General features: G+C 51.5%; 24 protein-coding genes and 1 riboswitch. Of the genes, 13 read left to right on the forward strand and 11 right to left on the reverse strand.

Annotated features, from left to right (window positions below; translation table 11 throughout):
• Positions 1 to 129 precede the first annotated feature (129 nt).
• The 4 genes from purE (at position 130) to QUF18_RS13295 (ending at position 2,955) form a co-directional block, all read left to right on the forward strand.
• Complete coding sequence (gene purE, locus QUF18_RS13280) at positions 130 to 636, forward strand: 5-(carboxyamino)imidazole ribonucleotide mutase (protein ID WP_289387718.1); 507 nt, start codon at positions 130 to 132, stop codon at positions 634 to 636.
• Positions 637 to 639: 3 nt separating this feature from the next.
• On the forward strand, positions 640 to 1,713 hold the full coding sequence (locus QUF18_RS13285) for a 5-(carboxyamino)imidazole ribonucleotide synthase (protein WP_289387719.1): 1,074 nt from the start codon (positions 640 to 642) through the stop codon (positions 1,711 to 1,713).
• Between the two features lie 241 nt (positions 1,714 to 1,954).
• A complete protein-coding gene (gene ykgO, locus QUF18_RS13290) occupies positions 1,955 to 2,080 on the forward strand; it encodes a type B 50S ribosomal protein L36 (protein ID WP_075657282.1) in 126 nt (41 codons plus the stop codon).
• Positions 2,081 to 2,184: 104 nt separating this feature from the next.
• Positions 2,185 to 2,955, forward strand: a complete 771-nt coding sequence (locus QUF18_RS13295; RefSeq protein WP_289387720.1) for a tetratricopeptide repeat protein — start codon at positions 2,185 to 2,187, stop codon at positions 2,953 to 2,955.
• 73 nt (positions 2,956 to 3,028) lie between these two features.
• Here QUF18_RS13295 and pyk read toward each other — a convergent pair whose 3' ends face one another.
• Complete coding sequence (pyk, locus tag QUF18_RS13300) at positions 3,029 to 4,465, reverse strand: pyruvate kinase (RefSeq protein WP_289387721.1); 1,437 nt, start codon at positions 4,463 to 4,465, stop codon at positions 3,029 to 3,031.
• The gene (locus QUF18_RS13305) at positions 4,462 to 4,872 is read right to left on the reverse strand and encodes a DUF1036 domain-containing protein (protein WP_289387816.1); all 411 of its coding nucleotides are present in this window, start codon (positions 4,870 to 4,872) and stop codon (positions 4,462 to 4,464) included. Before QUF18_RS13305 ends, pyk begins: the two co-directional genes overlap by 4 nt.
• A gap of 778 nt (positions 4,873 to 5,650) precedes the next feature.
• Here QUF18_RS13305 and QUF18_RS13310 point away from each other — a divergent pair.
• From QUF18_RS13310 to QUF18_RS13320, 3 genes are all read left to right on the forward strand, one after another.
• Entirely contained in the window at positions 5,651 to 6,448 is a 798-nt protein-coding gene (locus QUF18_RS13310) for an N-formylglutamate amidohydrolase (RefSeq protein WP_289387722.1), read from the forward strand.
• Between the two features lie 18 nt (positions 6,449 to 6,466).
• The gene (locus tag QUF18_RS13315) at positions 6,467 to 6,772 is read left to right on the forward strand and encodes a DUF1244 domain-containing protein (RefSeq protein ID WP_289387723.1); all 306 of its coding nucleotides are present in this window, start codon (positions 6,467 to 6,469) and stop codon (positions 6,770 to 6,772) included.
• Between the two features lie 162 nt (positions 6,773 to 6,934).
• The gene (locus QUF18_RS13320) at positions 6,935 to 7,204 is read left to right on the forward strand and encodes a DUF2312 domain-containing protein (RefSeq protein ID WP_113945304.1); all 270 of its coding nucleotides are present in this window, start codon (positions 6,935 to 6,937) and stop codon (positions 7,202 to 7,204) included.
• Between the two features lie 161 nt (positions 7,205 to 7,365).
• Here QUF18_RS13320 and QUF18_RS13325 read toward each other — a convergent pair whose 3' ends face one another.
• Positions 7,366 to 7,719, reverse strand: coding sequence for a DUF1428 domain-containing protein (locus tag QUF18_RS13325; RefSeq protein WP_289387724.1), 354 nt, complete (start codon positions 7,717 to 7,719; stop codon positions 7,366 to 7,368).
• A 72-nt stretch (positions 7,720 to 7,791) separates the two neighbouring features.
• Between QUF18_RS13325 and QUF18_RS13330 the strand changes: the two genes are divergently transcribed.
• Positions 7,792 to 8,247, forward strand: a complete 456-nt coding sequence (locus tag QUF18_RS13330) for a MarR family winged helix-turn-helix transcriptional regulator (RefSeq protein WP_289387725.1) — start codon at positions 7,792 to 7,794, stop codon at positions 8,245 to 8,247.
• Between the two features lie 216 nt (positions 8,248 to 8,463).
• The gene (locus QUF18_RS13335; RefSeq protein ID WP_289387726.1) at positions 8,464 to 9,411 is read left to right on the forward strand and encodes an aldo/keto reductase; all 948 of its coding nucleotides are present in this window, start codon (positions 8,464 to 8,466) and stop codon (positions 9,409 to 9,411) included.
• Positions 9,412 to 9,476: 65 nt separating this feature from the next.
• Here QUF18_RS13335 and QUF18_RS13340 read toward each other — a convergent pair whose 3' ends face one another.
• The 3 genes from QUF18_RS13340 to QUF18_RS13350 form a co-directional block, all read right to left on the reverse strand.
• The gene (locus QUF18_RS13340; RefSeq protein ID WP_289387727.1) at positions 9,477 to 11,288 is read right to left on the reverse strand and encodes an ABC-F family ATP-binding cassette domain-containing protein; all 1,812 of its coding nucleotides are present in this window, start codon (positions 11,286 to 11,288) and stop codon (positions 9,477 to 9,479) included.
• A 159-nt stretch (positions 11,289 to 11,447) separates the two neighbouring features.
• Positions 11,448 to 11,732, reverse strand: a complete 285-nt coding sequence (locus QUF18_RS13345; RefSeq protein ID WP_122006242.1) for a YMGG-like glycine zipper-containing protein — start codon at positions 11,730 to 11,732, stop codon at positions 11,448 to 11,450.
• 110 nt (positions 11,733 to 11,842) lie between these two features.
• Positions 11,843 to 12,484, reverse strand: coding sequence for a thiamine diphosphokinase (locus QUF18_RS13350; RefSeq protein WP_289387728.1), 642 nt, complete (start codon positions 12,482 to 12,484; stop codon positions 11,843 to 11,845).
• Positions 12,485 to 12,564: 80 nt separating this feature from the next.
• Positions 12,565 to 12,676: riboswitch (TPP riboswitch) on the forward strand.
• A gap of 60 nt (positions 12,677 to 12,736) precedes the next feature.
• Here QUF18_RS13350 and thiB point away from each other — a divergent pair.
• From thiB to QUF18_RS13370, 4 genes are all read left to right on the forward strand, one after another.
• Positions 12,737 to 13,741, forward strand: coding sequence for a thiamine ABC transporter substrate binding subunit (gene thiB, locus QUF18_RS13355; protein WP_374807104.1), 1,005 nt, complete (start codon positions 12,737 to 12,739; stop codon positions 13,739 to 13,741).
• A gap of 100 nt (positions 13,742 to 13,841) precedes the next feature.
• Positions 13,842 to 15,488 carry a thiamine/thiamine pyrophosphate ABC transporter permease gene (thiP, locus tag QUF18_RS13360; protein ID WP_289387729.1) on the forward strand — a complete coding sequence of 549 codons (1,647 nt, stop codon included), beginning with the start codon at positions 13,842 to 13,844 and terminating at the stop codon, positions 15,486 to 15,488.
• Complete coding sequence (locus tag QUF18_RS13365) at positions 15,488 to 16,219, forward strand: thiamine ABC transporter ATP-binding protein (RefSeq protein WP_289387818.1); 732 nt, start codon at positions 15,488 to 15,490, stop codon at positions 16,217 to 16,219. Before thiP ends, QUF18_RS13365 begins: the two co-directional genes overlap by 1 nt.
• A gap of 233 nt (positions 16,220 to 16,452) precedes the next feature.
• Positions 16,453 to 17,958, forward strand: a complete 1,506-nt coding sequence (locus tag QUF18_RS13370; RefSeq protein ID WP_374807106.1) for a M48 family metalloprotease — start codon at positions 16,453 to 16,455, stop codon at positions 17,956 to 17,958.
• A gap of 57 nt (positions 17,959 to 18,015) precedes the next feature.
• Here the strand turns inward: QUF18_RS13370 and QUF18_RS13375 are convergent, their stop codons facing one another.
• From QUF18_RS13375 to QUF18_RS13395, 5 genes are all read right to left on the reverse strand, one after another.
• On the reverse strand, positions 18,016 to 18,924 hold the full coding sequence (locus tag QUF18_RS13375) for an RNA polymerase factor sigma-32 (RefSeq protein ID WP_289387730.1): 909 nt from the start codon (positions 18,922 to 18,924) through the stop codon (positions 18,016 to 18,018).
• A gap of 309 nt (positions 18,925 to 19,233) precedes the next feature.
• Complete coding sequence (locus QUF18_RS13380) at positions 19,234 to 19,812, reverse strand: CarD family transcriptional regulator (RefSeq protein ID WP_289387731.1); 579 nt, start codon at positions 19,810 to 19,812, stop codon at positions 19,234 to 19,236.
• Between the two features lie 437 nt (positions 19,813 to 20,249).
• Positions 20,250 to 20,588 carry a ferredoxin FdxA gene (fdxA, locus tag QUF18_RS13385; RefSeq protein ID WP_122011004.1) on the reverse strand — a complete coding sequence of 113 codons (339 nt, stop codon included), beginning with the start codon at positions 20,586 to 20,588 and terminating at the stop codon, positions 20,250 to 20,252.
• 559 nt (positions 20,589 to 21,147) lie between these two features.
• The gene (locus QUF18_RS13390) at positions 21,148 to 21,555 is read right to left on the reverse strand and encodes an RNA-binding S4 domain-containing protein (RefSeq protein ID WP_289387733.1); all 408 of its coding nucleotides are present in this window, start codon (positions 21,553 to 21,555) and stop codon (positions 21,148 to 21,150) included.
• 4 nt (positions 21,556 to 21,559) lie between these two features.
• Complete coding sequence (locus QUF18_RS13395; protein ID WP_374807152.1) at positions 21,560 to 24,658, reverse strand: helicase-related protein; 3,099 nt, start codon at positions 24,656 to 24,658, stop codon at positions 21,560 to 21,562.
• Positions 24,659 to 25,527: the final 869 nt, after the last annotated feature.

The raw sequence follows: 25,527 nt of genomic DNA on the forward strand, positions 1-25,527 counted from the left end.
GAAGCGGTTTTGGCAATGAAACCGCTCTAAAACCGGCATTCCTGATATCATCGCAAATACATATCGCAGACTTTTCACAAAGCCTGCCCGCCTTCTGTTTTTCAACCCTCGCAGCTGACAGGACATTTCATGGCAGATAACACTCCAACTTCCCCGAAAGTCGCCATCATCATGGGCAGCCAGTCCGACTGGCCGACCATGCGCAATGCGGCACAAGTTCTGGATGCGCTGGGGGTTGCTTATGATGCCCGTATTATTTCAGCCCATCGCACACCGGACCGCATGGTTGAATTTGCCAAAACCGCACGCGATCAGGGTTTTCACGTCATTATCGCCGGTGCAGGCGGTGCCGCCCATCTGCCGGGTATGGTCGCCTCGATGACACCGCTGCCGGTCTTTGGTGTGCCGGTACAGTCCAAAGCGCTGTCAGGTCAGGATTCCCTGTTATCCATCGTGCAAATGCCTGCCGGTATTCCCGTCGGCACTCTCGCAATCGGCAATGCCGGTGCCAGCAATGCTGCCCTGCTCGCTGCTGCCGTTCTGGCACTGCATGACAAGGCGCTGGCAGACCGTCTGGATGCTCACCGCCAGAAACAAACTGACGCTGTGGCACCTGCCCCTAAAGATGAGGTCTGAACCATGTTGCAAGCAGGATCAACAATCGGAATTATCGGCGGCGGTCAGCTTGGCCGTATGCTGGCCATGGCTGCCGCGCGCCTGAGCTTCAAAACCATTATTCTGGAGCCGCAGGCAGACTGCCCTGCAGCACAAGTGGCTAATCGTCAGATCGTGGCAAATTATGATGACCGCGCAGCCTTGCAGGAATTGGCAGAAGCTTGCGATGTCATCACCTACGAGTTTGAAAACGTGCCGGTCGAAGCCGCACAATTTCTGGCAACCAAAGCCATTGTTTACCCGCCGCCGCTGGCACTGGAAATCTCGCAGGACCGCGTTGCTGAAAAGCAGTTTCTCAATGAAAGCGATATTGCCACCGCGCCTTGGCGCGTGGTCGACGATGTAGAGGATCTGGTGGCAGCACTCGGCGCGCTGAATGAGCGCGGCATTCTGAAAACCCGCCGTTTCGGTTATGACGGCAAGGGTCAGGTACGCCTCAACAGCCTCGACAATGAAGCTGCGGCGCAAGCGATTGCTGCAATCAATAATGCACCGGCCATTCTCGAAGGTTTTGTGGAGTTTACCCGCGAAGTTTCCGTGATTGCCGCACGTGACAAAGCCGGCAATGTCCGTCTCTATGACATTGCGGAAAATGTCCATAAAGACGGCATTCTCGACACATCAACCATTCCTGCCGAGATCAGCACGGATACTGCAGTTGCCTGCGCACGCGCCACCTATAAGCTGCTGCATGCACTCGACTATGTCGGTGTACTCGGCTTCGAGTTTTTCGTCCTGCCGGACGGCTCTGTCGTCGCCAATGAATTCGCGCCACGGGTACATAATTCCGGCCACTGGACAGAAGCGGCCTGTGCTGTCTCGCAATTCGAGCAGCATATTCGTGCCGTTGCAGGTCTGCCGCTCGGTGACCCGAAACGCCATAGCGACTGTGTGATGGAAAACCTGATCGGCGATGATGTGCTTCAGGTTCCGGCGATTCTGGCAGAATCGGATGCGGTGCTGCATCTCTATGGTAAGGCAGAGGCACGCTCTGGGCGCAAAATGGGGCATGTCACGCGCATAAAAAGCGGAAAATAACACGGTTTTATGGGTTCTTTGCGCATCAGCAGTTGACAATTGACCCATTCATTGACTATTTCACCTCAACCATTCAAACGTGCTCTTTGGCTCGCTCTGAAACATGCTCGCGAAAGCGGGAACCGTTTTTGGGAACAAGGCATGTATAGAAACAAAGAGCTGGAACGAGCACGCGTTTCTAATGAAATGAGACACGTTCCAGGAATACGCCCTTTCAGGGCCAAACACATTGGTGAGTAACATGAAGATCAAGAATTCGCTTAAAGCGCTCAAAGGCCGTCATCGTGACTGCCAGCTGGTTCGTCGTAAGGGCCGCGTATACATCATCAACAAAACTGCTCCTCGCTTTAAAGCTCGCCAAGGTTAATCTTGGTGGCTAATAAGCTGAGCGGGAAAGTTGAATAACATTCCCAGCGCAGTCAGTCGTGAGAATTTTAACAGCGCCGGTATTAATTTACCGGCGCTGTTTTTATGCCTTTAATCAGCCGGTTTCTGCTTTATGATAGCGCTATGATGAAAACACGCAGCCCCTTCGCCGGTTCTCTGATCGCAGCCCTGATACTCACAGGAGCGGCAGGCTATGCTGTGGCTGAGGATATCAGCGCCACCGGCAAGCCAGAACCGCAAGTGCAGCCCATGCCGCCTGTGGTGACAATTCCTGATGCAGTGAAACCTTTACCGGCAAAACCTGCTGCGTCTGCCGCAAAAGAAAAACCGAAGAACCCCGATGTTGAAACAAAGGGACCACTGACAGAAGTGCGCCAACAAGAGCAGGATCAGCTTTTCACGGATTTGCGCAAGGCTGCAACACCGGAAAAGTCCCATGCCATTGCCAGCCGGTTGCGCCAGAACTTTGTGCGCACCGGCAGCGACAGTCTTGATCTGATGCTGCGCTGGGCTGAAACCGCTCTGAATCAATCCCGTGATGCGGAAGCGCAGGATTATATTTCCGAGGTGATGGCAAAACGTCCTGACAATGCAACCGTATGGCAGTTGCGCGCGCGATTGCATCTGCGCCGTAATGAACTGGCACCGGCATTGTCCGACATCCGGCAGGCTATGATTTTAGAGCCACGTAATTTCGACGTGCTCATCAATTATGCAACCTTGCTGCGTGAGACCGGCAACAGCAGGGGCGCGCTACGGCTCTATCATCAGGCTCTGAGCGTTTATCCGATGATGAAAGAAGCACAGGATGAAATGCTGAAACTGACCGAAGCCGACAGCGATACAGCGCTTTAGAGTGACGTGCTGTAAAACAGCTTACAAAAAAGCCCGCTCAAAAGCGGGCTTTTTAATATCATTCATAGAGCAATCAGATACCAGTCAGACCATCCATGCCGATATAGGCAATGCGCAGCATATTGGTATTGCCAGGGGTTCTGAGCGGCACACCAACAGTAATAATCACGCGATCACCCGGCTTGGCAAAATCCTCACGATAGGCAAGGTGACAGGCACGATTGACCACATCATCCAGATCATGCGCATCCTCTGTGACGACGCAATGCAGCCCCCAGACGAGCGACAGACGTCGCGCGGTCTCTACAACCGGTGACAAGGCAATGATCGGCGTCAACGGGCGCTCACGCGACGCTCTGAGACCTGTAGTACCCGAAGAGGTATAGCAGATGATCGCCGAAAGGTTCAGCGTGGTGGCAATCTGGCGTGCTGCCAGCGACACCGCATCCGCACCGGTTGCTTCCGGTTCTGAGCGCTGATTATTAACGATCGACGGATAGTTCGGATCACGTTCCACTTTTTCAGCAATACGCGCCATCGTCGCAACCGCTTCCACCGGATAATCACCGGCAGCTGATTCCGCAGACAACATCACCGCATCCGCACCGTCAAACACCGCAGTCGCCACGTCGGAAACTTCCGCACGGGTTGGCACCGGTGCCGAAATCATAGATTCCAGCATCTGAGTGGCAACAACAACCGGCTTACCGGCTTTGCGGCAGGCGCGAACGATCTGTTTCTGAATACCCGGAACGCTTTCCAGCGGCATTTCCACACCCAGATCACCACGGGCAACCATCAGCGCATCTGACAATTCGATGATCTCATCGAGACGGGTAACGGCCTGCGGCTTTTCAATTTTCGACATCAGGGCGACGCGGCCACGTGCGATCTTGCGTACTTCTGCCAGATCTTCCGGACGCTGAATAAAGGACAGAGCCACCCAATCAATATCTTCAAGCAAAACGGCATCGAGATCACGGCGGTCTTTTTCGGTCAAGGCACCGACCGGCAAAGTCGTATCCGGCAGACTCACACCCTTGCGGTCAGAGATTTTGGTGCCGGAGATTACTTTACAACGAATGGATTTACCGTCTGTCGCTTCAGCCTGCAGAGCTAAGCGGCCATCATCAATCAGCAGCCGGTCGCCAGGCTGTACAGCCTGCAAAATTTCCGGATGCGGGAGAAAGACGCGGGTTTCATCACCCGGTGTCTCATCATCATCCATGGTAAAAATCTGACCCGGTGTCAGTTCAACTTTACCGTCTTTAAACTTGCCGACGCGTAGCTTCGGCCCCTGCAAATCCGCAAGAATACCGATCGGACGACCGAGCTTGCGCTCTACATTGCGGATGCGGCGCACCAGTTCGCGCATCAGATCGTGATCTGCATGACTCATATTGATACGGAAAACATCCGCACCGGCTTCAAACAATTTCTCAATAACCGCTTCTTCCGAAGATGCGGGGCCGAGTGTTGCGAGAATCTTTACCTTACGCGCACGTCTCATTGATGATTGGTTCCTGTCACTGTGGCATTGCTGGCCGGTGCATCGTCAGTGAGCTGCACCATCCAGCTCGATTGTTCGCCCGTATCATATTCCTGAAAACCTGAGCGCTGAAAACCGCGGGCAAAACAGTCATTCACGCCGTTAATTTTGAATTCGTTTTCGGCCACGCACATATTGACCTTGCCATCCCAGCGACCGCCGCCCTCAGAATCTTCCGCATAAACATAATAATAGCGGGAGGCCAGCGGGCCTTCGATCAGGGTTTTGCAGCTTGATCCGTTAATTTGCCACCAGCCTTCCGTTACCCATCCGCTTTTGGCACGATAGCCGATTGCAACACCAATCAGATTTTGCGTCGAATTACATACGCGGAAATCAGCACGGGCTTCAGGCGCAGCAAACGCCATTGAGATAAATGTAACCGAAACAAGTGCCAAAACATATGACAAGGTAGAATGAAGACGCATCCGCCAGAACCTTTCAGCGCACGGTACTGCTTAAATATGACAGCTAAGTGTAATGTCTGACCATTATCACCAAACTATGTTCCCTGCCTTAAGCCCTTGCGGATAAAACAAATGAACACAACACTGTAAACAACCGGGTTGCAGCACCGTATCTGCAAAAAAGCGAAAATGCGATGCCATAAAACCGCATAATTCACGCAAGTTGCAGGTAGACTCAAGAGCCTGCGAACAGTTTTCCGCTGTAAATCAGAACAATTTGCAAAATAGTCTGCTCAACCTGTCAAAACGGCCTCAGCCCTTTTGCATTTTTGTCTGTTATCAGCAGCACCAATCTCCGTCTGAAATATCCCCTTGCTTCACAAATTCAGTTATTTTCAAGAATAACAATAAAATCAAATCGATTTAATTGTTATTCTCTCTATAGCCCAGCATCAAAGCTGATGCCAGCCCCCTCCCGCGCACTCCGCTTCGTCATTTGTCACAAATGGCTCGCAATTCCTTGCAATCTCTTTATAGTTTAGTCATCCAATCCTAGAGCATGTCTGGCTCAAATGGGTTCATTTGAGCTAATGCGAACATGCGACAATTAAAAGAATCTAGAGCGAGTGCTGTGGGTACGATTAAACGCGACACGCTCTAGAGCATTTCACAGTCACGTTGAAACAACTTGGACAGTCCGTGACGATGCGACCAAACAAAGAACGACAGCGGATCTGAGATGACAGCTTTTTCCCCTTTTGAAGTGCTCAATGGTCATTATGCGCAAGGTTTGCTGCTGATTGCCGATCATGCCAGCCGTGCAGTGCCGGAAAACTACGGTACGCTGGGTCTGGAACCGCGTGTATTCGAGCGCCATATTGCCTATGATATCGGTGTTGAAATGCTCACCAGAACTCTGTCGGAAAAACTTAACAGTCCCGCAGTCCTTGGCGGTTTTTCACGATTGCTGATTGACCCGAACCGCGGTGAGGATGACCCCACCCTCATCATGCAATTGTCGGACGGAGCCGTGATCCCTGCGAATTATCCGATGAGTGAACAGGAACGTGAAAACCGCCTGAACCGGTTCTACCGCCCTTATCATACGGCCGTCGACACGGCCTGCAACACAATGCTCGAAACCACCGGCCAGGCACCTTTTATCGTCTCGATCCATTCCTATACGCCGGTATGGAAAACCACGCCGCGCCCATGGCAGATTGCCCTGCTCTGGGACAAAGACGACCGCGCAATCACCCCGCTGCTATCGATGCTGCGCGAGGATGGCAGTTTGATGGTCGGCGATAATGAGCCCTATGACGGCGCTTTGCGCAATGACACCTTGTTCCGCCATTGTACCGCAAAAGGCTATGCCAATGTGCTGATTGAGGTGCGTCAGGATCTGATTTCAACAGCTGAGGGTGTGCAGTCATGGGCAGAACGCCTTGCCCCGATACTGGCACATATCAATGCCATGGTCGGCATTCACGATATTTGCCATTACGGTTCACGAACCGGTGCAGTACATCCGGCCTGAATTCCAAAAGGACATTCCATGACAGACATCACAAGCACACAGCGCCAAGCCTATGAAGCTGCAGCTTTTCGCAAGCTGGTTGAGCATTTGCGTAACCGCACCGATGTTCAGAATATTGATATGATGAACCTGACCGGTTTTTGCCGCAACTGCCTGTCCAACTGGTTTCAGGAAGCCGCCAATGCGGATGGCAATGCACTAACCAAAGACGAAGCCCGCGCCGAGATTTATGGTATGCCTTATGAGGAATGGCGTGCAAAACATCAGACAGAGGCCAATCCGGCACAATTGGATGCTTTTTCTGCACAAAAATCAGATCACTGACAGGTATTTTAACCAGTATCTTACCGGTTGGCTGCTAGTTTAGATTCCAAGATTCTTGAATCCATTGCTTGACCATGCGGCGCATGTGAGGCAACCAAGATCACCTGTTTTAAGGCCTGCGACTCGCCCAGCGGTTCATATGGTCTTGTCTATAATCGGAGAATGATATTGAGCGACGATATTACCGGCGACAGCGCCCAGTCCATTGCAGTCGGCCAGCTACGTGCATTTATTGAACGTGTTGAACGCCTTGAAGAAGAAAAAAAGACCATCTCTGATGATATCAAAGAGGTTTTTGCTGAACTGAAAGGCTCCGGCTTTGACACCAAAGCTGTCCGCACCATTATTCGCCTGCGCAAAAAAGAAGCGCATGAGCGTCAGGAAGAAGAAGCGATGATCCAGCTTTATATGGACGCGCTCGGCATGAGCTGATCTGTCAGCACATAAAAAAGGGAGCTTATAGCATTTCCAGCAAAAGTGCGAAGAGGTTTTGCGTCGGATAATGCGCAAAACAAACAGTTACAGCGGTTCCAACGATTCATTCTTAACTGGAACCGCTGTAAGGCTCCCTTTTTTGTGGATTTTTTCAATCGTCACACTTCCAGCAGCTTCTCAAAGCCACCGTAAATCATCCGCTTACCATCAAAAGGCATAGTCTCACCAATCGCCTGCATACGCGGGTCTTCCATCAATTTTTTCCATGCGGAATCCCTGACAGTTTTTGACGGAAATTCAATCCAGCTGAAGACAATAATCTCGCCATCTGCGGCTTGTACAGCACGACGGAAATCTGTCACCTTACCGTCCGGCACATCATCGCCCCAGCATTCAACAATGCGGATCGCGCCGAACTCTTTAAACAAAACGGCAGCATCAGAAGCATGTTTACGATAAGCCTCTTTACTGCCCTGCGGCACTGAAGCGACAAAACCTTCAACATATCCCATTTCCACTCTCCTCCTTGTGGGCAACTTTATTCTTGCGTTGACTTAATATGTTGATATCAACATAATCGCAAAATGTCAATGAATGTGCCTTTTTCGACCACGCTCGAAGTCCGCGATACCTGCCTGTGCCTGCATACACAACGCGCTGCCCGCGCTTTAGCCCGTTGGTTTGACGATGCTTTGCGCCCTTTTGGTCTGACGAACGGCCAGTTCTCCCTGCTTATGGCTTTAAATCGGCCGGAACCGCCATCCATTGCGCCGGTTGCCCGTTTACTGGCAATGGATCGCACAACTTTAACGGCAGCCCTCAAACCACTTGAGAAAAATGCACTGATCGAAATCATCGCCGATGCATCTGACCGACGCAGTCGCTTACTTTTGCTAACGCCGAAAGGCTCTGACTTACTGGCAAAAGCTGTTCCTGTCTGGAGAGAAATGCATGCGAAACTGGAGAATAATCTGCTGAACGGCAATGGCGATATGTTGCGCTCTCTGCTGCTCAGTCTAGAGCATGTCGCGCTCAAATGAATTCATTTGAGCTACCGCGAACATGCGGCAATTAAAAAAATCTAGAGCGAGCGCAGTGGATACGATTAAACGCGGCACGCTCTTGGCAATATCACTCCGGCATAAAACACAAAGCTGTGTTATTAAAATGCTTTGCCCTGCTTTTCCTTTCCCTGCGCGTCTTTTTGGTCATAATCCGCCATGACTAAATAATGCATATTCTGCGGAGGAAAAGAAATGCGCTTAAAACAACTCGGACGCTCAGAGCTAAAGGTCTCGCCTTTCTGTTTCGGTGGCAATGTTTTCGGCTGGACAGCCGACGAGACAACATCTTTCGCCTTGCTCGACCGTCTGTTCGATGCAGAGCTGACATTTATCGATACAGCCAATGTCTATTCCCGCTGGGTAGAAGGACATAAGGGTGGTGAGTCGGAAACTGTCATCGGAAACTGGCTCAAAAGCCGTGGCAACCGTGACAAGATAACAATCGCCACCAAAGTCGGCGCTGATATGGGTGAAGGCTTTACCATGGCACCTGCCCATATCCGCGAATGTGTTGATGCTTCTCTCAAACGCCTGCAAACGGATTATATTGACCTCTATCAGTCGCATTATGATGATCCGAACACCCCGTTTGAGGATGTGCTGGGTACATTTCAGGATCTTATCAAAGCCGGTAAAGTACGCGCAATCGGCGCCTCCAATATCACCGGCGAGCGCCTGCAAACGGCATTAGACACCTCTGCGAAACATAATCTGCCACGTTATGACTCATTGCAGCCGCTTTATAATCTCTACGACCGCGATGCTTATGAAACCACGCTGGAACCGGTGGTGAGCGCCAATCAGGTCAGCGTCATCCCTTATTATACATTGGCGGCAGGCTTCCTCACCGGTAAGTATCGCACCGAAAAAGATTTAGGTATCAGCCCGCGTGGTAACAGAGTAGGCACCACCTATCTCAATGAGCGTGGCTTGAAAATCCTCACAGCAATGGATCAGGTTGCAGAGCGCTATAGCGTGACAGTGGCGCAAATCGCAGTTGCATGGCTGATGGCACAACCATCAATCACCACACCAATTGCCAGCGCCACCAAAATTGACCAGCTGGAAGAACTCATCAAAGCCACACACCTGACGCTGGATCAGGACGCACTGGATGTTCTGAACAAAGCCAGCGCATAAAACAAAAAAGCCTGCCTGAAGGATGCTTCAGGCAGGCTTTTTATAATTTCAACGCAAAAGAAAAATCAGCCTTCGATTTCCTCACGCAGCATTTCCAGTTCCAGCCATTCTTCTTCGCTGGCTTCAACTTCACTGCGCTTCTTTTCAATCTCGGCAGCAATCTTGGCAAACTGATCAGGATTTTTTGCGTAAAATGCCGGATCAGCCATTTTCACCTCAAGCGCCGCAATTTCAGCACTCAGCTTTTCCATTTTTGCCGGCAGCGTCTCCAGTGCGAATTTCTGTTTGTAAGACAGCTTGCGCTTTTCATCGCGTTTTGGTGCCGGTGCCGTTTCCGCCGCATCACTGCGCGCAGTGGAAGCCGATTTCACCTGACGGCGCGCCAGTGCTGTTTCCTTGCGCTGCGCCATCATATCCGCATAACCACCGGCATATTGCAGCCAGCGCCCGTCGCCTTCCGGTGCAATCACCGAGGAGACTGTGCGATCGAGAAAGTCACGGTCATGGCTGACCAGAATAACAGTGCCCGCAAATCCGGCTACCAGTTCCTGCAACAGATCAAGCGTTTCCATATCCAGATCGTTGGTCGGCTCATCGAGTATCAGCAGATTGGCAGGGCGCGACAACACCCGTGCCAGCATCAGACGTGCGCGCTCACCACCCGATAATTCGCGGATCGGCGTGCGTGCCTGTTCCGGCTGAAACAGGAAGTCCTTCATATAGGAAACAACATGGCGCTGCTCGCCATTCACCACCAGCGATTCACCGCGACCATCAGTCAGATAATGCGTCAGTGTCTCATCCGGATTAAGCTCACGCTTCTGATCCAGTTCCGCAAATTCCAAATTAACGCCAAGACGGATTGTGCCGGAATCCGGCTCAAGCTTACCGGTCAGCATCGACAATAAGGTAGTTTTACCGGCACCATTCGGCCCCACAAGACCGATACGGTCACCGCGATTGACACGAATAGAAAAATCTTTAACCAGCACACGCTCATCATAGGCTTTGCTGATTTTATCCGCTTCAATCACCAGCTTACCAGATTCCTTCACATCGCTGGCTTGCAGCGTTGCCACGCCTTGCGCATGGCGATGGGTGCGAAACTCGTTACGCATAGAGTGCAACTCGCCAAGACGGCGCATATTGCGCTTACGGCGCGCAGTCACGCCATAGCGCAACCAATGTTCTTCGCGCACAATCTGGCGTCCGAGCTTCTGATGATCGCGCTCTTCTTCTTCCAGAACCTTATCGCGCCATTCTTCAAAATGCGCGAAACCCTGCTCAATACGGCGCGTCACACCGCGATCAAGCCAGATGGTCGACCGGCTGACATTTTCCAGAAAACGACGGTCATGGGAGATCAGCACAATGGCAGAGCGAATCTGGCGCAATTCCTGCTCCAGCCACTCAATGGTTGCCAGATCGAGATGGTTGGTCGGCTCATCGAGCAGCAACACATCCGGCTGCGGAGCAATCACCCGCGCCAATGCCGCACGGCGCGCTTCACCGCCGGAAAGTTGCTGCGGTGTTTCATCACCGGTCAGCCCCAGATTTTCCAGAAGATAGGCCACCCGATAAGGATCATCTGTGGGGCCAAGACCGGCCTCAACATAATCGCGCACATTGGCAAAACCATCCATATCCGGCGCCTGTGCCAGATAGCGGATCGTTGCCGAAGGGTGACGGAAAACCTCCCCGCCGGTCGGTTCAACCATACCGGCTGCGATTTTCAACAATGTGGATTTACCCGAGCCGTTACGCCCGACCAGCGCAATCCGCTCTCCCTCGCTGATCGACAGCCCCGCATCTTCAAGCAGTGGTGTACCGCCAAAAGTCAGGCTGATCTGGTCAAGTCGGAGAAGAGGAGGAGCCATGAATAAATACGCTTTTAAAAAGAGGTAGAAGATCGTTACTGCTCATTACTGCATATTGACGCAAACAGGAACCCTCGCGGCAAATTTCCTGATTGTGATACGCAGACATAAAAAAACAGGCCGGAAACCGGCCTGTTTTTTATCTCTATCTTGTAGCGCTTAGTTACAAGGCGCTTCGTAAACACGGCCGTAATTGTCGCGGTAGCGGCAATACTGAACGCCATTACGGGTCTGTGCCGCGCCGAGCAGAGTACCGGCAACTGCACCGATAGCTGCACCGGTCAGAGCGCCACGGCCGTTACCGCCGATTGCGCCACCAGCGAGAGCGCCGATTGCTGCGCCGCCTACACCGTAACCGGCGGTGCGCTGTTCACCTGTTGTACAGGCAACAGTCGAGAATGCGAGCACTGCAGTGACTGCGATCATAGAAAGACGTGATTTCATTTAAAGTTACTCCCGTTGAGGCTACTCACTTGCCATAATCTTCCGCATTTTATAGCAAAAAGAAGACAGCAACCATCAAAACAATTTACAGGTTTTTATGTTTAGTCACATTAGAGCGCAACGCTGACAGGTGATGCCACCAGAATTGCAGTCCCAGTTTCCAAAGTCACTGTTAACGTTTCTTTTACTCTATTTGAGAGCGTTAAAGAAGAGCCAAATGGCACAGTAACAGCATCAAGTGGCCATTCTGCCCCGAAAATTGATAATCCGGTTAATGCCTCAAAGCCTAAAATACTAAACAGCGTATCTTCAGGCAGGTCAAAATCCGTTTTGCCATAGTTCAGTGGCGTTGCTTCTTCATGGCCGCTCGACAGAAAAATTTTGCGCCCCTTATGCGTTTGTGCCACCGCCATGCTCAAATGCAAAAATGTATGGTCCGTGCGCTCGCCACCGAATGCACCCGCCAGAATCACTTCTGTTGCGCCGCGCTCATAGGCTTCATGCAGCGCTAATTCACCATCTGTCATATTCTTGGCAACTGGGAAGACCTGTCGCTCCACATGGCCGTAGCGCTCGGCCAATGCCGCATCAGTGGAATCAAAATCGCCGAGCCATAATTCCGGCACGACACCAAGACCAGCCGCATGGCGCATACCACTGTCGGCCGCCAGAACGCGTGCACCGGCAATCTGCTGCTTCAAACGTGGGGTGACGGTCAGATCGCCGCCGAGAAGAATAAGAAACTTTGACATGCTGCTGCATATCATGCTGCTCCTCAGACCGGAAGCCTACAACCCTCTTGCTCCGCGACACTGTTTTATCCTATTGTCCGCTTGCTCTAACGGGGTGCCTTCTGCTTGCAAAAGGCTGAGAGGCCGGTCTCCGGCTAACCCGCTGAACCTGATCCGGTTTGTACCGGCGGAGGGATTAGATGCTGTCCGGCTTCCGGCGCTCAATCCTTGGAAACACCAACACCAGAGGAGAGCCCGCGCGGCTGTTATCTCATGCTTATCCGAAATCTTATTCTCACCAGCACTCTTCTCTCTGCCCTCACTTTGGGCAGTGCAGCACAGGCGAAAGACCTGACGATCTATACCTATGACAGTTTTACTGCCGAATGGGGTCCGGGTCCTCAAGTCAAAGAAAACTTTGAGAAAATCTGTGGCTGCACTCTTAATTTTGTCGCTGTTGCCGATGGTGTGGCGCTGCTCAACCGTCTGAAGCTCGAAGGCAAATCCACCAAGGCCGATATTGTGCTGGGTCTCGATACCAATCTGATCAGCGATGCCAAAGCCTCCGGCCTGTTCGCCCCGCACGGGTTGAAGGATGTGAAGAGCAATGTCCCTGATAATTTTCAGGATGATGTGTTCCTACCTTATGATTACAGCTATTTCGCAGTTATCTACGACAGTGAAAAACTGCAAACGCCGCCGAAATCCATGTCAGAACTGATTGACGGTGACGCCTCAGAAAAGATCATTCTGATGGATCCGCGCACGTCAACACCGGGTCTTGGCATGATGCTCTGGGTGAAAGACATCTATGGCGACAAGGCTGCCGAGCAATGGCAGAAACTCAGCAAGCGCGTGCTGACAGTTACTCCGGGCTGGTCTGAAGGCTATGGCCTGTTTACAAAAGGCGAAGCGCCGATGGTGCTGTCTTATACGACATCGGCCGCCTATCACATGATCTCGGAAAAGACCGAGCGCTATAAAGCAGTGACGTTTACAGAAGGCAACTATCTGCAGATTGAGCTGGCCGGTCAGACTGTAACAGGCGCACAAAATCCGCTAAGTGCTCAATTTCTGCAATTCATGACAACACCGGGTTTTCAGGATGTGATTCCGGAAACCAACTGGATGTATCCGGCCTATAACACCTCAAAACCGCTGAAACCCGCCTTTGATGCTCTGCCAAAACCGGATAAGAGCCTGTTGATTGCCCCTGAAACAGTTGCGCAAAATCGCAAATCATGGGTGGATGAGTGGCTGAATGCCATGAGCCGCTAAGATCTATCCTGAAAAGCGTGATGCGATTTTCGGACAGAATACGCATAAAAACAAAAACAGCTCTGCCGGAATTTTTCCGGCGGAGTACACACGGAAAATAATGCAGATATCCCGTTTTAAAACCATCTCAGGCTTTGTTGCGCTGATGCTGCTGCTGGTTCTGACCGGCGGTGCCTTGCTGTCGCTTGGTATTCAGGGGCTGCAATCAGACGGCAATGCGCTGGCTGCTTTCGACAGCTATTTGTGGAACATTACCCGTTTCACTTTGCTACAGGCGTTGCTCTCGGTGCTGCTATCCGTGTTATTTGCTTTGCCTGTTGCCCGTGCACTCCATGCCAATACCAGTTTTCGCGGTCGCGCATTACTGCTGCGCTTTTTCGCAATTCCGCTGACCCTGCCCTCATTGGTCGCCGTCTTTGGCATTACCAGCATTTACGGTCGCAACGGCTTTATTGCTCAGGGCAGCACAGCTTTAGGCCTACCACTGATACCGGATATTTATGGCCTGACAGGTATCTTGCTGGCACATGTATTTTTCAACATGCCGCTAGCTGTTCGTCTGCTGCTCGCCAGCCTTGAATCCATTCCGCAGGACTACTGGAAGCTCTCTGCACAGTTGGGCATGGGCAGCTTTGCCCGTTTCCGGCTGATTGAATGGCCGGTTATTGCCCGCAATTTAAGCGGCATTGCGGGTTTGATTTTCATGCTCTGCGCCAGCTCCTTCACCATTGTGCTGACACTGGGTGGTGGCCCGCGTGCAACCACTCTGGAAGTCGCCATTTATCAGGCGCTACATTTCGATTTTGATCTGGCCCGTGCTGTCGCACTCACTCTGACGCAGCTTCTGCTGACCATCGGTGTCTTATGCCTGCTGCGCCTGACCGGCAAACCAACGGAAGAAGGCCTGTCGCTGACAACCATCAGCCGCAATTATATCCAACATGGCAAAACAGCGAAGATTATATCAGGTCTTATCATTGCCTGCGCCGCGCTCTTTCTCGCCCTGCCGGTACTGGGCATGATCCTGTCTGGGCTGGGTTCTGATCTTTGGCGTCTGATTAATGAAAACGTTGTGCAGCAAGCGATCATCACCTCACTACTGTTAGCCTTTGGTGCCGCTGCTGTTTGCGTCGTGCTATCGCTCACGCTGGTTGCCGCACGCGAATATAATGCTACGCAAAATCTCAAAGCCCCGCGCAAACTACGCAGCTTTTTCACCGCGGCACTCGATAGTGGTTCCAGTCTGGTGTTGATCATCCCGCCGATTGTTATTGGTGCTGGCTGGTTCATCCTGTTGCGCCAATTTACCGACGTATTCACGCTCGCACCTTTTATGGTCATCGCCGTCAATGGCGTGATGGCTATGCCATTTGCGGTGCGCCTGCTACGCCCTGCATGGGACAGCGCCAGCGCCCGTAATAACCGGCTTTGCACAGCCCTTGGCATCAGCGGATTGAATCGTCTGCGCCTGATTGACTGGCCGGTGATCCGGCGGCCATTGATCCTGAGTTTTATTTTTGCAATGGCGCTGTCTATGGGCGATCTCGGCACCATCGCACTGTTCGGCAGCGATGCGGTACAAACTTTGCCTTACCTGCTGCTGCAACGCATGGGCAGCTATCGTACCAGTGATGCGGCGGGTCTTGCTCTGATTCTCGCAGCCATTTGTTTTACCCTGATGCTGATCACTGATAAAACCGGCAGCAAAACCCAATCGGGCAAATCTGCCGAACGGAATATCGCATGATACGACACAATGCCGCACTGACGCTGGACAATGTCCGCTTTTCTTTCGGCCAGACCGAAATGCTGTTTAACCTGCAATTACGCGCGGGCGAAACCGGCGTGATAATCGGCCCAAGCGGCTCCGGCAAATCGACATTGCTTAATCTGATTGCGGGTTTTGAATCGCCGAAATCCGGTCATATCCTGATCGGTGGCGAAGTGATTGAGACAGCATCGCCGTCAGACCGTCCTGTGACCATGGTGTTTCAGGAGAATAATCTGTTTGCTCACTTAGATGTTTTCTCCAATATCGGGCTGGGACGCTCTCCCGCTTTGAAACTGACAGAGCAGGACAAGGCGGCAATTCGCACTGCCATTGACCGTGTCGAGCTTACCGGCAAAGAACATCGCAAGCCGGAAGAACTGTCCGGCGGTGAAAGGCAGCGTGTTGCCATTGCCCGCGCTTTGGTGCGCGATAAGCCTGTCCTGCTGCTCGATGAGGCTTTTGCCTCTCTGGGGCCTGCCCTGCGCCAGCAAATGCTGGATTTGATTGCCGAGCTGCAAAAAGAGACCGGCATTACCATCCTGATGGTCACCCATACGCCGGAAGACGCGTTGCGCTTTAACTCAACGGTATTTTTTCTGAAAGATGGCGAAATAAAAGAACAGGGAGATGCCACTATTATGCTCTCTGCCTCTGGTCCTCAGGCTATTCGTGACTATATGGGCACCACAGAGCATAAATCGTCGTGACAGCACCGTGACAGTCTGGTCATTCAGCCGAAAGACGTGATATTGCCATAGTTTAAAGGCAGAGCGACTTAATCTCCTGCAATAATGCAATGTCTGACAATTTGTGAAATGATCCAAACGCATTTCACTTTTCTTGCTCCGGACATTGCCTATATTAAAGGAAAATCCGGGCTTATATTAAGAGAAAACCCGGCTTTTAAACGGCAGACAGAACTGAGGGCACGATACTGGATATGTTTTTAAGGGCAACACGGTTTTCCGCAACGGAAAAGCCCTCCATTTCTCCAGTTGTGAAACGGACAGCAGCGATTGCTCTGGTCGCGCTTTTGTCTGCCTGTCGTTCTGTAGATTTCAGCGATCCCGATATTATCGGCCCGTCTTCCAATCCAGTCACCGTTGCCAATGTCAGCAAAAACGACAAGCTGGCGCAGCTCGGCGCACAGCAACATCCGCGCATTCTTGCCACTTATGGCGGCGAATATAAAGATGCCAAGCTGGAGCGCATGGTGGCGAAGATCGTCGGCAATCTGACAACGGTATCTGATAATCCCGATCAGACCTATCGTATTACGATTCTGAACAGCCCGAATATCAACGCTTTTGCCCTGCCCGGCGGCTATCTCTATGTTACCCGTGGTCTGCTGGCACTCGCCAATGATTCTTCGGAAGTTGCGGCCGTGATCGCCCATGAGATGGGGCACGTCACCGCCAATCACGGCATTTTGCGCCAAGCCAAAGAAGCTGAATCTATTATCGCAAAACGTGTTGCCTCTGAAGTCCTGCAGGATGAAGCTGCCGGTCGTGAAGCTGCCATCCGCAGCAAGCTGCGCCTTGCCCAGTTCTCGCGCAATCAGGAACTACAGGCAGATGCGATCGGTATTAAGATGATTGGTGCCGCGGGCTATGATCCGTTTGCGTCAGCGCGCTTCTTGCAATCGATGGAAGCCTATACTGGCTTCCGCTCGGTATCAGGTGCAACTGATGCCAGCCTCGACTTTCTGGCAAGCCATCCGGCAACACCGCAGCGTGTTGATCTGGCCATCGGCCATGCACGCCGTATCGGTGCACCGGGTGTTGGCACTACTGAACGTCCTTCGTTCCTCAATGGCATTGACGGGCTGCTCTATGGCGACACACCACAGGAAGGCTTTGTCCGCGAACGCACCTTTATTCATCCGAAACTCGGCGTGACTTTCAGCGTACCGCAGGGCTTCTCAATTGATAACTCCGCCAATGCTGTTATGGCCAGCGGCCCCGGTGAACTTGCTATCCGCTTTGACGGTGCAGCGCTCCCGCAGGGCAGCGATCTGGCCAGCTACCTGCGCAGCGGCTGGGTGACAGGGCTGGACGACCAGTCGGTCCAGACCACCACAATCAATGGCCTTCCAGCTGCAACTGCAAGGGCAAATGCCGATAAATGGCAATTTGAGATTGTGGTCATTGCCTCCGGCCAGAAGGTCTATCGCTTCCTTATTGCAGCGCCAAAAAACAGCAATGCGTTGAGCGCCACAACCCGCTCGACGACAGAGAGTTTCCGTGTGCTGACACCGGCTGAACAGGCTGCCGCCAAGCCGCTCCGTATCCGTGTGATTACCGTTAAAGCCGGTGATACGCTTGGCTCGCTGGCCAACCGGATGCAGGGCACAGACCGTAAGCTTGAACTCTTCCGCCTTTTGAACGCACTGCCAAGCGGCGGCACGGTATCTGCTGGCGACCGCGTAAAAATTATCAGCGAATAAAAAAGCAACGGTGCTACGCTTCAAGCACCGTTGCTTTCTTTTAAGAGATTGCACAGATCAGGCGTGATAGGCGGCAACACCGTTTTGTGAAAGTAAAGCTGCCCGCAGCTTTTCCAGAGCACGGCTTTCAATCTGGCGCACACGCTCCTTAGAAATTCCAAGCCTATCACCGAGCATTTCCAATGTTACCGCATCATCATTGAGACGGCGTTCGCGAATAATATGCAATTCCCGCTCATTCAACACGGACAAAGCCTGTTTCAACCAGCTGACACGTCTTTCACTATCAATCATATTACCAACGACTTCATCCTGCAGCGGATGATCATCAACCAGAAAATCAATCTTCTCTGCACTGCTGCTGTCATCTGGCGATACGGTCATACTCAGAGAACTATCCGGTCCTGAGAGTCTGGAATCCATCAGCTCCACATCTTTTTCAGAAACGCCGAGTTGTTCTGAAATACGGCTGTATAATTCCCGTTTAGAAATCGACTCATTGCTCTGCGCCAGTTTCGCGCGCAAACGTCGTAAGTTGAAAAACAGAGCCTTTTGCGTAGAACTGGTGCCACCGCGAACAATCGACCAGTTGCGCAGAATATAATCCTGTATCGCCGCTCTGATCCACCAGATCGCATAAGTTGAAAACCGGACTTCACGCTCCGGTTCAAAACGGAAAGCAGCCTCCATCAGTCCGACGGTGCCCTCCTGAATAAGATCGGCAATCGGCAGATCAAACTTGCGGAAACGGGCAGCGGTGGAAATTACCAGCCGCATATGGGCAGAGGTGATTGCATCCAGCGCAACCTGATCGCCCTGCTCTTTCCAGCGCAACACAAGTGCCTGCTCCTGCTCGCGCTCAAGATAAGGCGCGGACATAGCACTGCGTATAAGATTTCCGGAAGATACAAAAGCGGCAGTACGTGTTGTGACTTCGGATAAGGCGGAGGACGCTACAGGCTTCATTTCACTCTCCAAAACGAAAACACAACGCAACCTGTACGATAAGATCACGTTATCCGTTACGAGCTAAACGCATGGAGAGACGTCTGGTTCCTTCAGCTTTCAATAATTTTACGATTTTATTGAACAGAGAACTTGAAAATAAACAGAGCTGCACCACGAAACCTTACGGTGCTTACTTTACCCTGCCTTCGCACTTTAATTCGTCAGGATCGGCTATAAAAACAAGAACGCCGTACTGCGTAAGCAGAACGGCGTTCTTGAAAAAAGCTAGAGCATAATTCCTTAAACTTGGATCAGTTTAAGGTAAAATTATGCGGCTTCTGCTTCATCATCCTCGGCCTCAGCTTCATCAGCTTTGGTACCGCGTTTCGGGCCTTTTGCCAGATTCACTTCGATCAGACGAACCGATTCTGTATCAGACAGCTTGTTAACGGCTGCAACTTCACGCGCCATGCGATCAAGAGCAGCTTCATAAAGCTGGCGTTCAGAATAGGACTGCTCCGGCTGATTATCAGCGCGGAAAAGGTCACGTACAACTTCAGCAATAAAAATCAGGTCACCGGAATTGATTTTTGCATCATATTCCTGCGCCCGGCGCGACCACATAGTGCGCTTGATACGGGCACGACCCTGCAAAACTTTCAATGCACGTTCTACAAAATCACCTTCAGACAATTTGCGCATACCAATGGTAGCTGCTTTCGCCACCGGTACTTTCAGGCGCATTTTGTCTTTATCGAAATCAATAACAAAAAGTTCAAGCTTCATGCCTGCAACTTCCTGTTCTTCGATTGCAACGATCTGCCCCACACCATGTGACGGATACACAATAGACTCACCCGTTTTAAAACCCTGACGGGCGGAGGTCTTCTTCTGCTGGGATGACATACGCTTCAATACTCCCTGTAGTGTCCGGCGCTGGAGCGCCGGTTTACACGCGGTGATACAATCAGTCCTGCGAATTGCTCCATGGGAAGACGGAACAATCATAACAGCTGATTAAAACAAGTGCCGAAACAGAATGTAAAAGGGATGCTGAGGCAAAACTTAAGCATAAAAAATCACAGGTTAAACGGCAGGAGCAAAATTTAGAAACAAAGTTGCTCCGGCACTATTTCAGCCTGTAATTAATATCAGCCTTTCAGTGAATACCTATAGCCGCCACGAAATGACGCCTGCTCATCGACATTATTGTGGACAGTAACACAAAAAACAGGAAGAATCAACAAAATGACGGCACAAACCGCGCACGCGGATGAATTGTGTTAACAATTCGTTAACAGGCCTGACAGGTTTGCAGTTATTCAGGGGATTTGGCGCAGCGATTAATCGCCTTCGCCAGGTTCTGCCGAGAAGAACTGTTCAAGCTTGTTTGCGACGCCATCCATCTCGGTGGCTTCAGGCATCTGATCTTTTTTCACGGTCAGATTTGGCCATTTCGCAGAATATTCAGAATTCAGCTCAATCCATTTATCAAGACCCGGCTCTGTATCCGGACGAATAGCTTCCGCAGGACATTCCGGTTCACACACGCCGCAGTCAATGCACTCATCAGGATTGATGACGAGCATGTTCTCGCCCTCATAGAAACAATCGACAGGACAGACCTCCACGCAATCCGTATATTTGCAGCGAATGCAGTTATCGGTCACGACATAAGTCATTGTCGAACTCCTAGAGTTTTGAACTGCCACACAGAACAATGTGGCTCATATTACAATCAGGGCGGCTTACAATTCAGAGCAACAGGGGGGATGTTTCCCGCACCGGACATCAGATCAGTAAGCTGAGATGATTTTTAGCAGGCAATGCGCAGAGCACAAGACAGCGGAAAATCTGTCTGTCAGGTAACGACTTTAACCACAGCTTGCAAGAGGGTTTTACCCCGACCGCGACGCTCCGCCGCAAAAAAGAACCACATTCTGCGACACTGTATTTTCTGAAAAACGGCATCTCCGCCAGTCTTTAATACAGCATAATCCTTCCGCCGAAACATTACGCATTCCGGTCAGCTACAGAGATCACACAAAAAATTGATAGACTGAAATCGTAAATTTCAAAGCTGAACTATAATTCAGCTTTGAAAACGACTCACATGCAGCGCTTTTAGAGCGGTTTCAGTTAATATTGAACCGTTGAAACCGCTCTATCTTTTTGTTTTACGCGCATTTGAATCCGAAAACCGTTTCACACTTTTCGGAATGCGCTTTTTACCGGCAAGGGTCATCCGATTTCATCAAAACCGGAGCCACCCTGCTTCAGCCGTTCCGTTGCGCGCCTATCGCGTTTCGTCGGACGGCCGGAACCTGCATCCCGTTTTTCCGCCATCGCCATTGTCTGCTGTGCTGAAGTTTCAGGTGGCGGCGTCTGATCTTCGAAGAGCAATTGCGCCTCAGGAAATGAACCGCGACGCTCTCCCAGTTCTTTCACTTTGTAGATCAGAATACGGCGATCCAGCGTTATCGCAACCACATCACCGATTTTAACGCCGTATGAAGCCTGATCAATTTTATCACGATTAATACGTACACGCCCGCCGGCAGCAAGTTTTGCCGCGAGCGAGCGTGATTTAACGACGCGAGTGAAAAACAACCATTTATCAATGCGCTGTTTTAAAACACCCGTATTCATCGGCTTACTTCTTCAGTTGCTCTTTCAGAGCAAGCAGCTTGGCGAATGGTGAATCCGGATCAATCTGCACTGGGCGCTCATTGCGTTCAACGCGCTTCTGATCCTGACCATGATCGCGCTTGCCGTGACGCGGCTTGCCCTGATGATCATTGCGACCGGATTTCTGTTCACCGTTGCGGAAATCAACCCGTGCAGCTTTTTCAAACCGCTTGCTGCGGCCTTCACGGGACTGACTATCTTTTTCACCAGCATTGTCTTTAGCAGCATCAGCCGGTGCACCATCTTTAGCAGGCGCACGGCGGTTACCCTGCGGACGCGGGCGGTTACGGTTCTGTTCACGCGGACGATTGTCATGACGACCCGGACGCCACAGCAGAACCATTTTGACAGGCTCTTCAGCAGCAGGCGCATCCGATGCTTCTGTTTCCGCAACGGAGGCTTCCGGCGCAACAGCTTCTGCAACCGGTGCTTCTTCTGCACGCACAGCAGATTCCGCTTCTGGCTGTTCAGCAATTTCAGCAGCAGCTTCAACAACCGGCTCTGCAACAGCTTCACCTGCCAGCTTGGCAGCATCAGCTTCTGCAAAAGCATCCAGTTCCGCAAGCTTCGCAGCAACCGCCGTTGCCTCCATCGCCTCATGACGATAGCCAAGGCTTTTCAGCACTTCTTCCATGTCTTCCGGTGTGGCACCAAGAATAGACATCATCGACGGTGTTACCGTGAAACGGGCACCATCATAAGCACCTTCAGCACGCAGACCAGCACCCGGACGCCAGGCCAAAGCCGGACGGATCAGGTCGGCCAGACGTTCCAGAATATCGAAACGAACAGCACGGCGGCCAAGCACACGATAACCGGCCAGCGCGTAGAATACCGGGTCAAACTCCGGATCAACCACAACTGATGTACGGCCAGCGGCCAGCACATGTACCACATCACCGTAACCGGCGCGTTCACGGCCATCATTGCTCAAAGCCCACAGCAGGGTCATCAGGCCAGCCGGTGCCGGCTTCAGCAATGCCGGAATGAAAACATGATAGGCACCGAAACGCACACCAAAACGGCGCAGCGCTGCACGGGAATCCTGATCCAGACCGCGGATTTCTTCAGCAATATCACGACGCTGAATGACACCAAAACTCTCAACCAAACGGAACGCCAGACCACGGGTCATACCGGTCAGGGCATCAGCCTCAGTCAGATCGTGCAATGGCTTGAGAACAGTCTCAATATGATGCGCGACAAAGCGGTCAATACGGCTCTGTACTTTCTCACGCGATGCGCCGCTCAGCTGCTCGTCAGCCAAAAGAACGCTACGCGGACGCAACACACTGTCACCGGCAACCAGCGTGGCAACCGGCGCACCAACCCAGCGCAGAATACCATCTGAGCCAAGGGCGAAATCGCCATTGGCCGCAGCAGAGAAACGCTCTGCACGACGGTCATATTCAGCGGCCAGCGCTTTTTGTGCTGCCCCCTTTACCGCTTTCGCGTCAGGCCCTTCGGCCTTAACATCGGCGGTAAATCGGAATCCTTCCAACTGCCCGACATTGTGGTCTTCGACGAGGACATCCCCTGTCGGGCTAATTTCTGCTTCTAGCATGGCATTCTCTCTCAGGCGCTTCATAAGCACGCTTGTCCGGCGGTCTACAAAGCGTTTCGTCAACCGTTCATGCAACGCATCGGACAATCTGTCCTCAATTTCGCGCGTCTTGTCTTGCCAATGTGTCGGATCTGCCAACCAGCCCGGCCGATGCGACACATATGTCCATGTGCGAATTTGTGCAATACGATGAGATAGAGTGTCGATCTCACCGTCAGTCCTGTCGGACCGGCGCACCTGCTCGCTCATATAGTCTTCATCCACAAAACCTTTGCGAATGATATCCTTATAGATTGCAGCAATAATATCGGCATGTTGTGCCGGCGCAATCCTTCTATAGTCGGGAAGCGCACAGGCATCCCACAAAATTTCTACACGCTTAGGCGTATCAGCCAGCTGCATGATCGTTTCATCACGCGCCAGATTTTCAAGCGCCTGCATGTCAACCGCAGGCAGCGCCCGTGTCAACCCTTCCAATGGGGCAGAACGGTCCAGAGACTGCTTCAAAGCGCGTACTGATGCAAAATCAAACTGAGCTGTGCGCCATTGCAACACTTTCACCGCATCAAAACTATGCGATTCTATCCGTTCTACAAGTTCCTTATCGAACGGATCAACCTGACCGGTCACACCAAATGTCCCGTCGCGCAAGTGACGCCCTGCACGACCGGCGATCTGGCCGAGTTCACCGGCATTGAGATTGCGGTATTGGAAACCGTCAAATTTACGTGCCTGCGCAAAAGCAACATGATCAACATCGAGGTTAAGGCCCATGCCGATCGCATCGGTCGCCACCAGAAAATCAACATCGCCGGACTGATAAAGCTCAACCTGCGCATTGCGTGTGCGCGGGCTCAATGCGCCCATCACCACAGCTGCACCGCCCCTTTGGCGACGGATCAGCTCGGCAATCGCGTAAACTTCATCCGCAGAGAAAGCGACAATCGCACTGCGCCGTGGCAGGCGGGTAATTTTTTTAGAACCCGCATAGACCAGATTTGAGAGGCGCGGACGGGTAATAATATTGATGCCGCGCAGCATTTTCTCAAGAATAGGCCGCATTGTTGCCGCGCCGAGCAACAAGGTTTCCTGTTTGCCGCGCAAATGCAAAAGGCGATCCGTGAAAATATGCCCGCGCTCAAGATCGGCGGCCAGCTGCACTTCATCAATCGCCACAAAAGCGGCATTGGTTTGACGTGGCAGCGCCTCAACGGTGCAAACCGAATATTTGGCACCGGCAGGAATGATTTTTTCTTCGCCGGTCACCAGTGCTACTTTTTGCGGACCAACCTTAGCGACCAGCTTGTTATAAACTTCGCGCGCTAAAAGGCGCAGCGGTAAACCGATAATTCCGCTCTCATGGGCGAGCATACGCTCCAGCGCCAGATGAGTCTTTCCCGTATTCGTCGGCCCGAGAACGGCCGTCACGTCACGTCCGCTGACAATGAGCGGCGCTCCTTGAGGATGCTGCAGAGACGCCGCCTGAGCCGGAGGCGTCAATGATTTCTTCTGGTCATTCATGCGGAATTGATTATTCCCCGTCTCATGAAGGCGTCACACAGAATGCCCGCTTTTGGTCACGCTGAACAAACAGCATAATCAAACTAATCGGACAAACCCATTTTTCTGCTGCATTTTTATTTCTTAGCAGCTTGCATATAGCAGGTAGCACTATCTGCCCCTGACTAAAAGGGCAACAACTACAGCTTTATGACTTCTTTTATGGCAAATCTTCAGAAAACACCAAGAAACAACGAAGGCACTGCATTTCTTGACAGTCTTTCCGGTTTTCCTTGAACTTTCCGGTTTTATAAACCGCTGAAATAACGCTGAGAAACTGCATATTTTAACAATCAGAACACCAGAGGAACAAAGCAGCTACGAATCAACTGTTTCTAGTGGTTCTTATTTTGTTCGAGACAACATCATGTGCTGTTTTAAAAAATGCACACAATATACAGAATCCAGCCTTGTCAAAACCGGAACAAATCCCGCTGAAATTAACTTTTATGCCCGCTCACACCAGAAGAATTGGTTTTATTTCTAAAATACCAATTTCAACAACGCGTGGCCGTTAAGGAAGATGAAAGTTTCCTTAACAATTCAGGCTGTCTGACCGCAGTCACTGCATGACTGGTTAAGATTCTGGCCAAACCCTGAACGAATCGGCGACGAATCGCTGATAGAGCAAAGTTCCCGTTTCATTCCGGCAATATATAGACGTGAAAATCACAGAAGCACTACATATAGTATAAGGACGTTACGATATAGTCTGACTGGGCAGCAAAAGGCCGCGAAAAGGTTAATATTCTCGCGGCCTTGTCATGACTATTCGCTCTCTGGCGTTAACTTATATCTCATACCAAGGC

It is taken from the genome of Pseudochrobactrum kiredjianiae (assembly GCF_030362795.1).
GTDB lineage: Bacteria > Pseudomonadota > Alphaproteobacteria > Rhizobiales > Rhizobiaceae > Pseudochrobactrum > Pseudochrobactrum kiredjianiae.

What these genes read in the sequence shown, in the direction of transcription:
- QUF18_RS13370 (WP_374807106.1), top strand. Translation starts at nt 16,453, where the DNA reads ATGTTTTTAAGGGCAACACGGTTTTCCGCAACGGAAAAGCCCTCCATT.
- QUF18_RS13340 (WP_289387727.1), bottom strand. Translation starts at nt 11,288, where the DNA reads ATGGCTCCTCCTCTTCTCCGACTTGACCAGATCAGCCTGACTTTTGGC.
- thiP (WP_289387729.1), top strand. Translation starts at nt 13,842, where the DNA reads ATGCAGATATCCCGTTTTAAAACCATCTCAGGCTTTGTTGCGCTGATG.
- QUF18_RS13330 (WP_289387725.1), top strand. Translation starts at nt 7,792, where the DNA reads ATGTCAATGAATGTGCCTTTTTCGACCACGCTCGAAGTCCGCGATACC.
- QUF18_RS13350 (WP_289387728.1), bottom strand. Translation starts at nt 12,484, where the DNA reads ATGTCAAAGTTTCTTATTCTTCTCGGCGGCGATCTGACCGTCACCCCA.
- QUF18_RS13390 (WP_289387733.1), bottom strand. Translation starts at nt 21,555, where the DNA reads ATGAATACGGGTGTTTTAAAACAGCGCATTGATAAATGGTTGTTTTTC.
- QUF18_RS13325 (WP_289387724.1), bottom strand. Translation starts at nt 7,719, where the DNA reads ATGGGATATGTTGAAGGTTTTGTCGCTTCAGTGCCGCAGGGCAGTAAA.
- QUF18_RS13305 (WP_289387816.1), bottom strand. Translation starts at nt 4,872, where the DNA reads ATGGCGTTTGCTGCGCCTGAAGCCCGTGCTGATTTCCGCGTATGTAAT.
- QUF18_RS13380 (WP_289387731.1), bottom strand. Translation starts at nt 19,812, where the DNA reads ATGTCATCCCAGCAGAAGAAGACCTCCGCCCGTCAGGGTTTTAAAACG.
- purE (WP_289387718.1), top strand. Translation starts at nt 130, where the DNA reads ATGGCAGATAACACTCCAACTTCCCCGAAAGTCGCCATCATCATGGGC.
- thiB (WP_374807104.1), top strand. Translation starts at nt 12,737, where the DNA reads ATGCTTATCCGAAATCTTATTCTCACCAGCACTCTTCTCTCTGCCCTC.
- fdxA (WP_122011004.1), bottom strand. Translation starts at nt 20,588, where the DNA reads ATGACTTATGTCGTGACCGATAACTGCATTCGCTGCAAATATACGGAT.
- QUF18_RS13320 (WP_113945304.1), top strand. Translation starts at nt 6,935, where the DNA reads ATGATATTGAGCGACGATATTACCGGCGACAGCGCCCAGTCCATTGCA.
- QUF18_RS13345 (WP_122006242.1), bottom strand. Translation starts at nt 11,732, where the DNA reads ATGAAATCACGTCTTTCTATGATCGCAGTCACTGCAGTGCTCGCATTC.
- QUF18_RS13375 (WP_289387730.1), bottom strand. Translation starts at nt 18,924, where the DNA reads ATGAAGCCTGTAGCGTCCTCCGCCTTATCCGAAGTCACAACACGTACT.
- QUF18_RS13335 (WP_289387726.1), top strand. Translation starts at nt 8,464, where the DNA reads ATGCGCTTAAAACAACTCGGACGCTCAGAGCTAAAGGTCTCGCCTTTC.
- QUF18_RS13285 (WP_289387719.1), top strand. Translation starts at nt 640, where the DNA reads ATGTTGCAAGCAGGATCAACAATCGGAATTATCGGCGGCGGTCAGCTT.
- pyk (WP_289387721.1), bottom strand. Translation starts at nt 4,465, where the DNA reads ATGAGACGTGCGCGTAAGGTAAAGATTCTCGCAACACTCGGCCCCGCA.
- QUF18_RS13310 (WP_289387722.1), top strand. Translation starts at nt 5,651, where the DNA reads ATGACAGCTTTTTCCCCTTTTGAAGTGCTCAATGGTCATTATGCGCAA.
- ykgO (WP_075657282.1), top strand. Translation starts at nt 1,955, where the DNA reads ATGAAGATCAAGAATTCGCTTAAAGCGCTCAAAGGCCGTCATCGTGAC.
- QUF18_RS13315 (WP_289387723.1), top strand. Translation starts at nt 6,467, where the DNA reads ATGACAGACATCACAAGCACACAGCGCCAAGCCTATGAAGCTGCAGCT.
- QUF18_RS13295 (WP_289387720.1), top strand. Translation starts at nt 2,185, where the DNA reads ATGCCTTTAATCAGCCGGTTTCTGCTTTATGATAGCGCTATGATGAAA.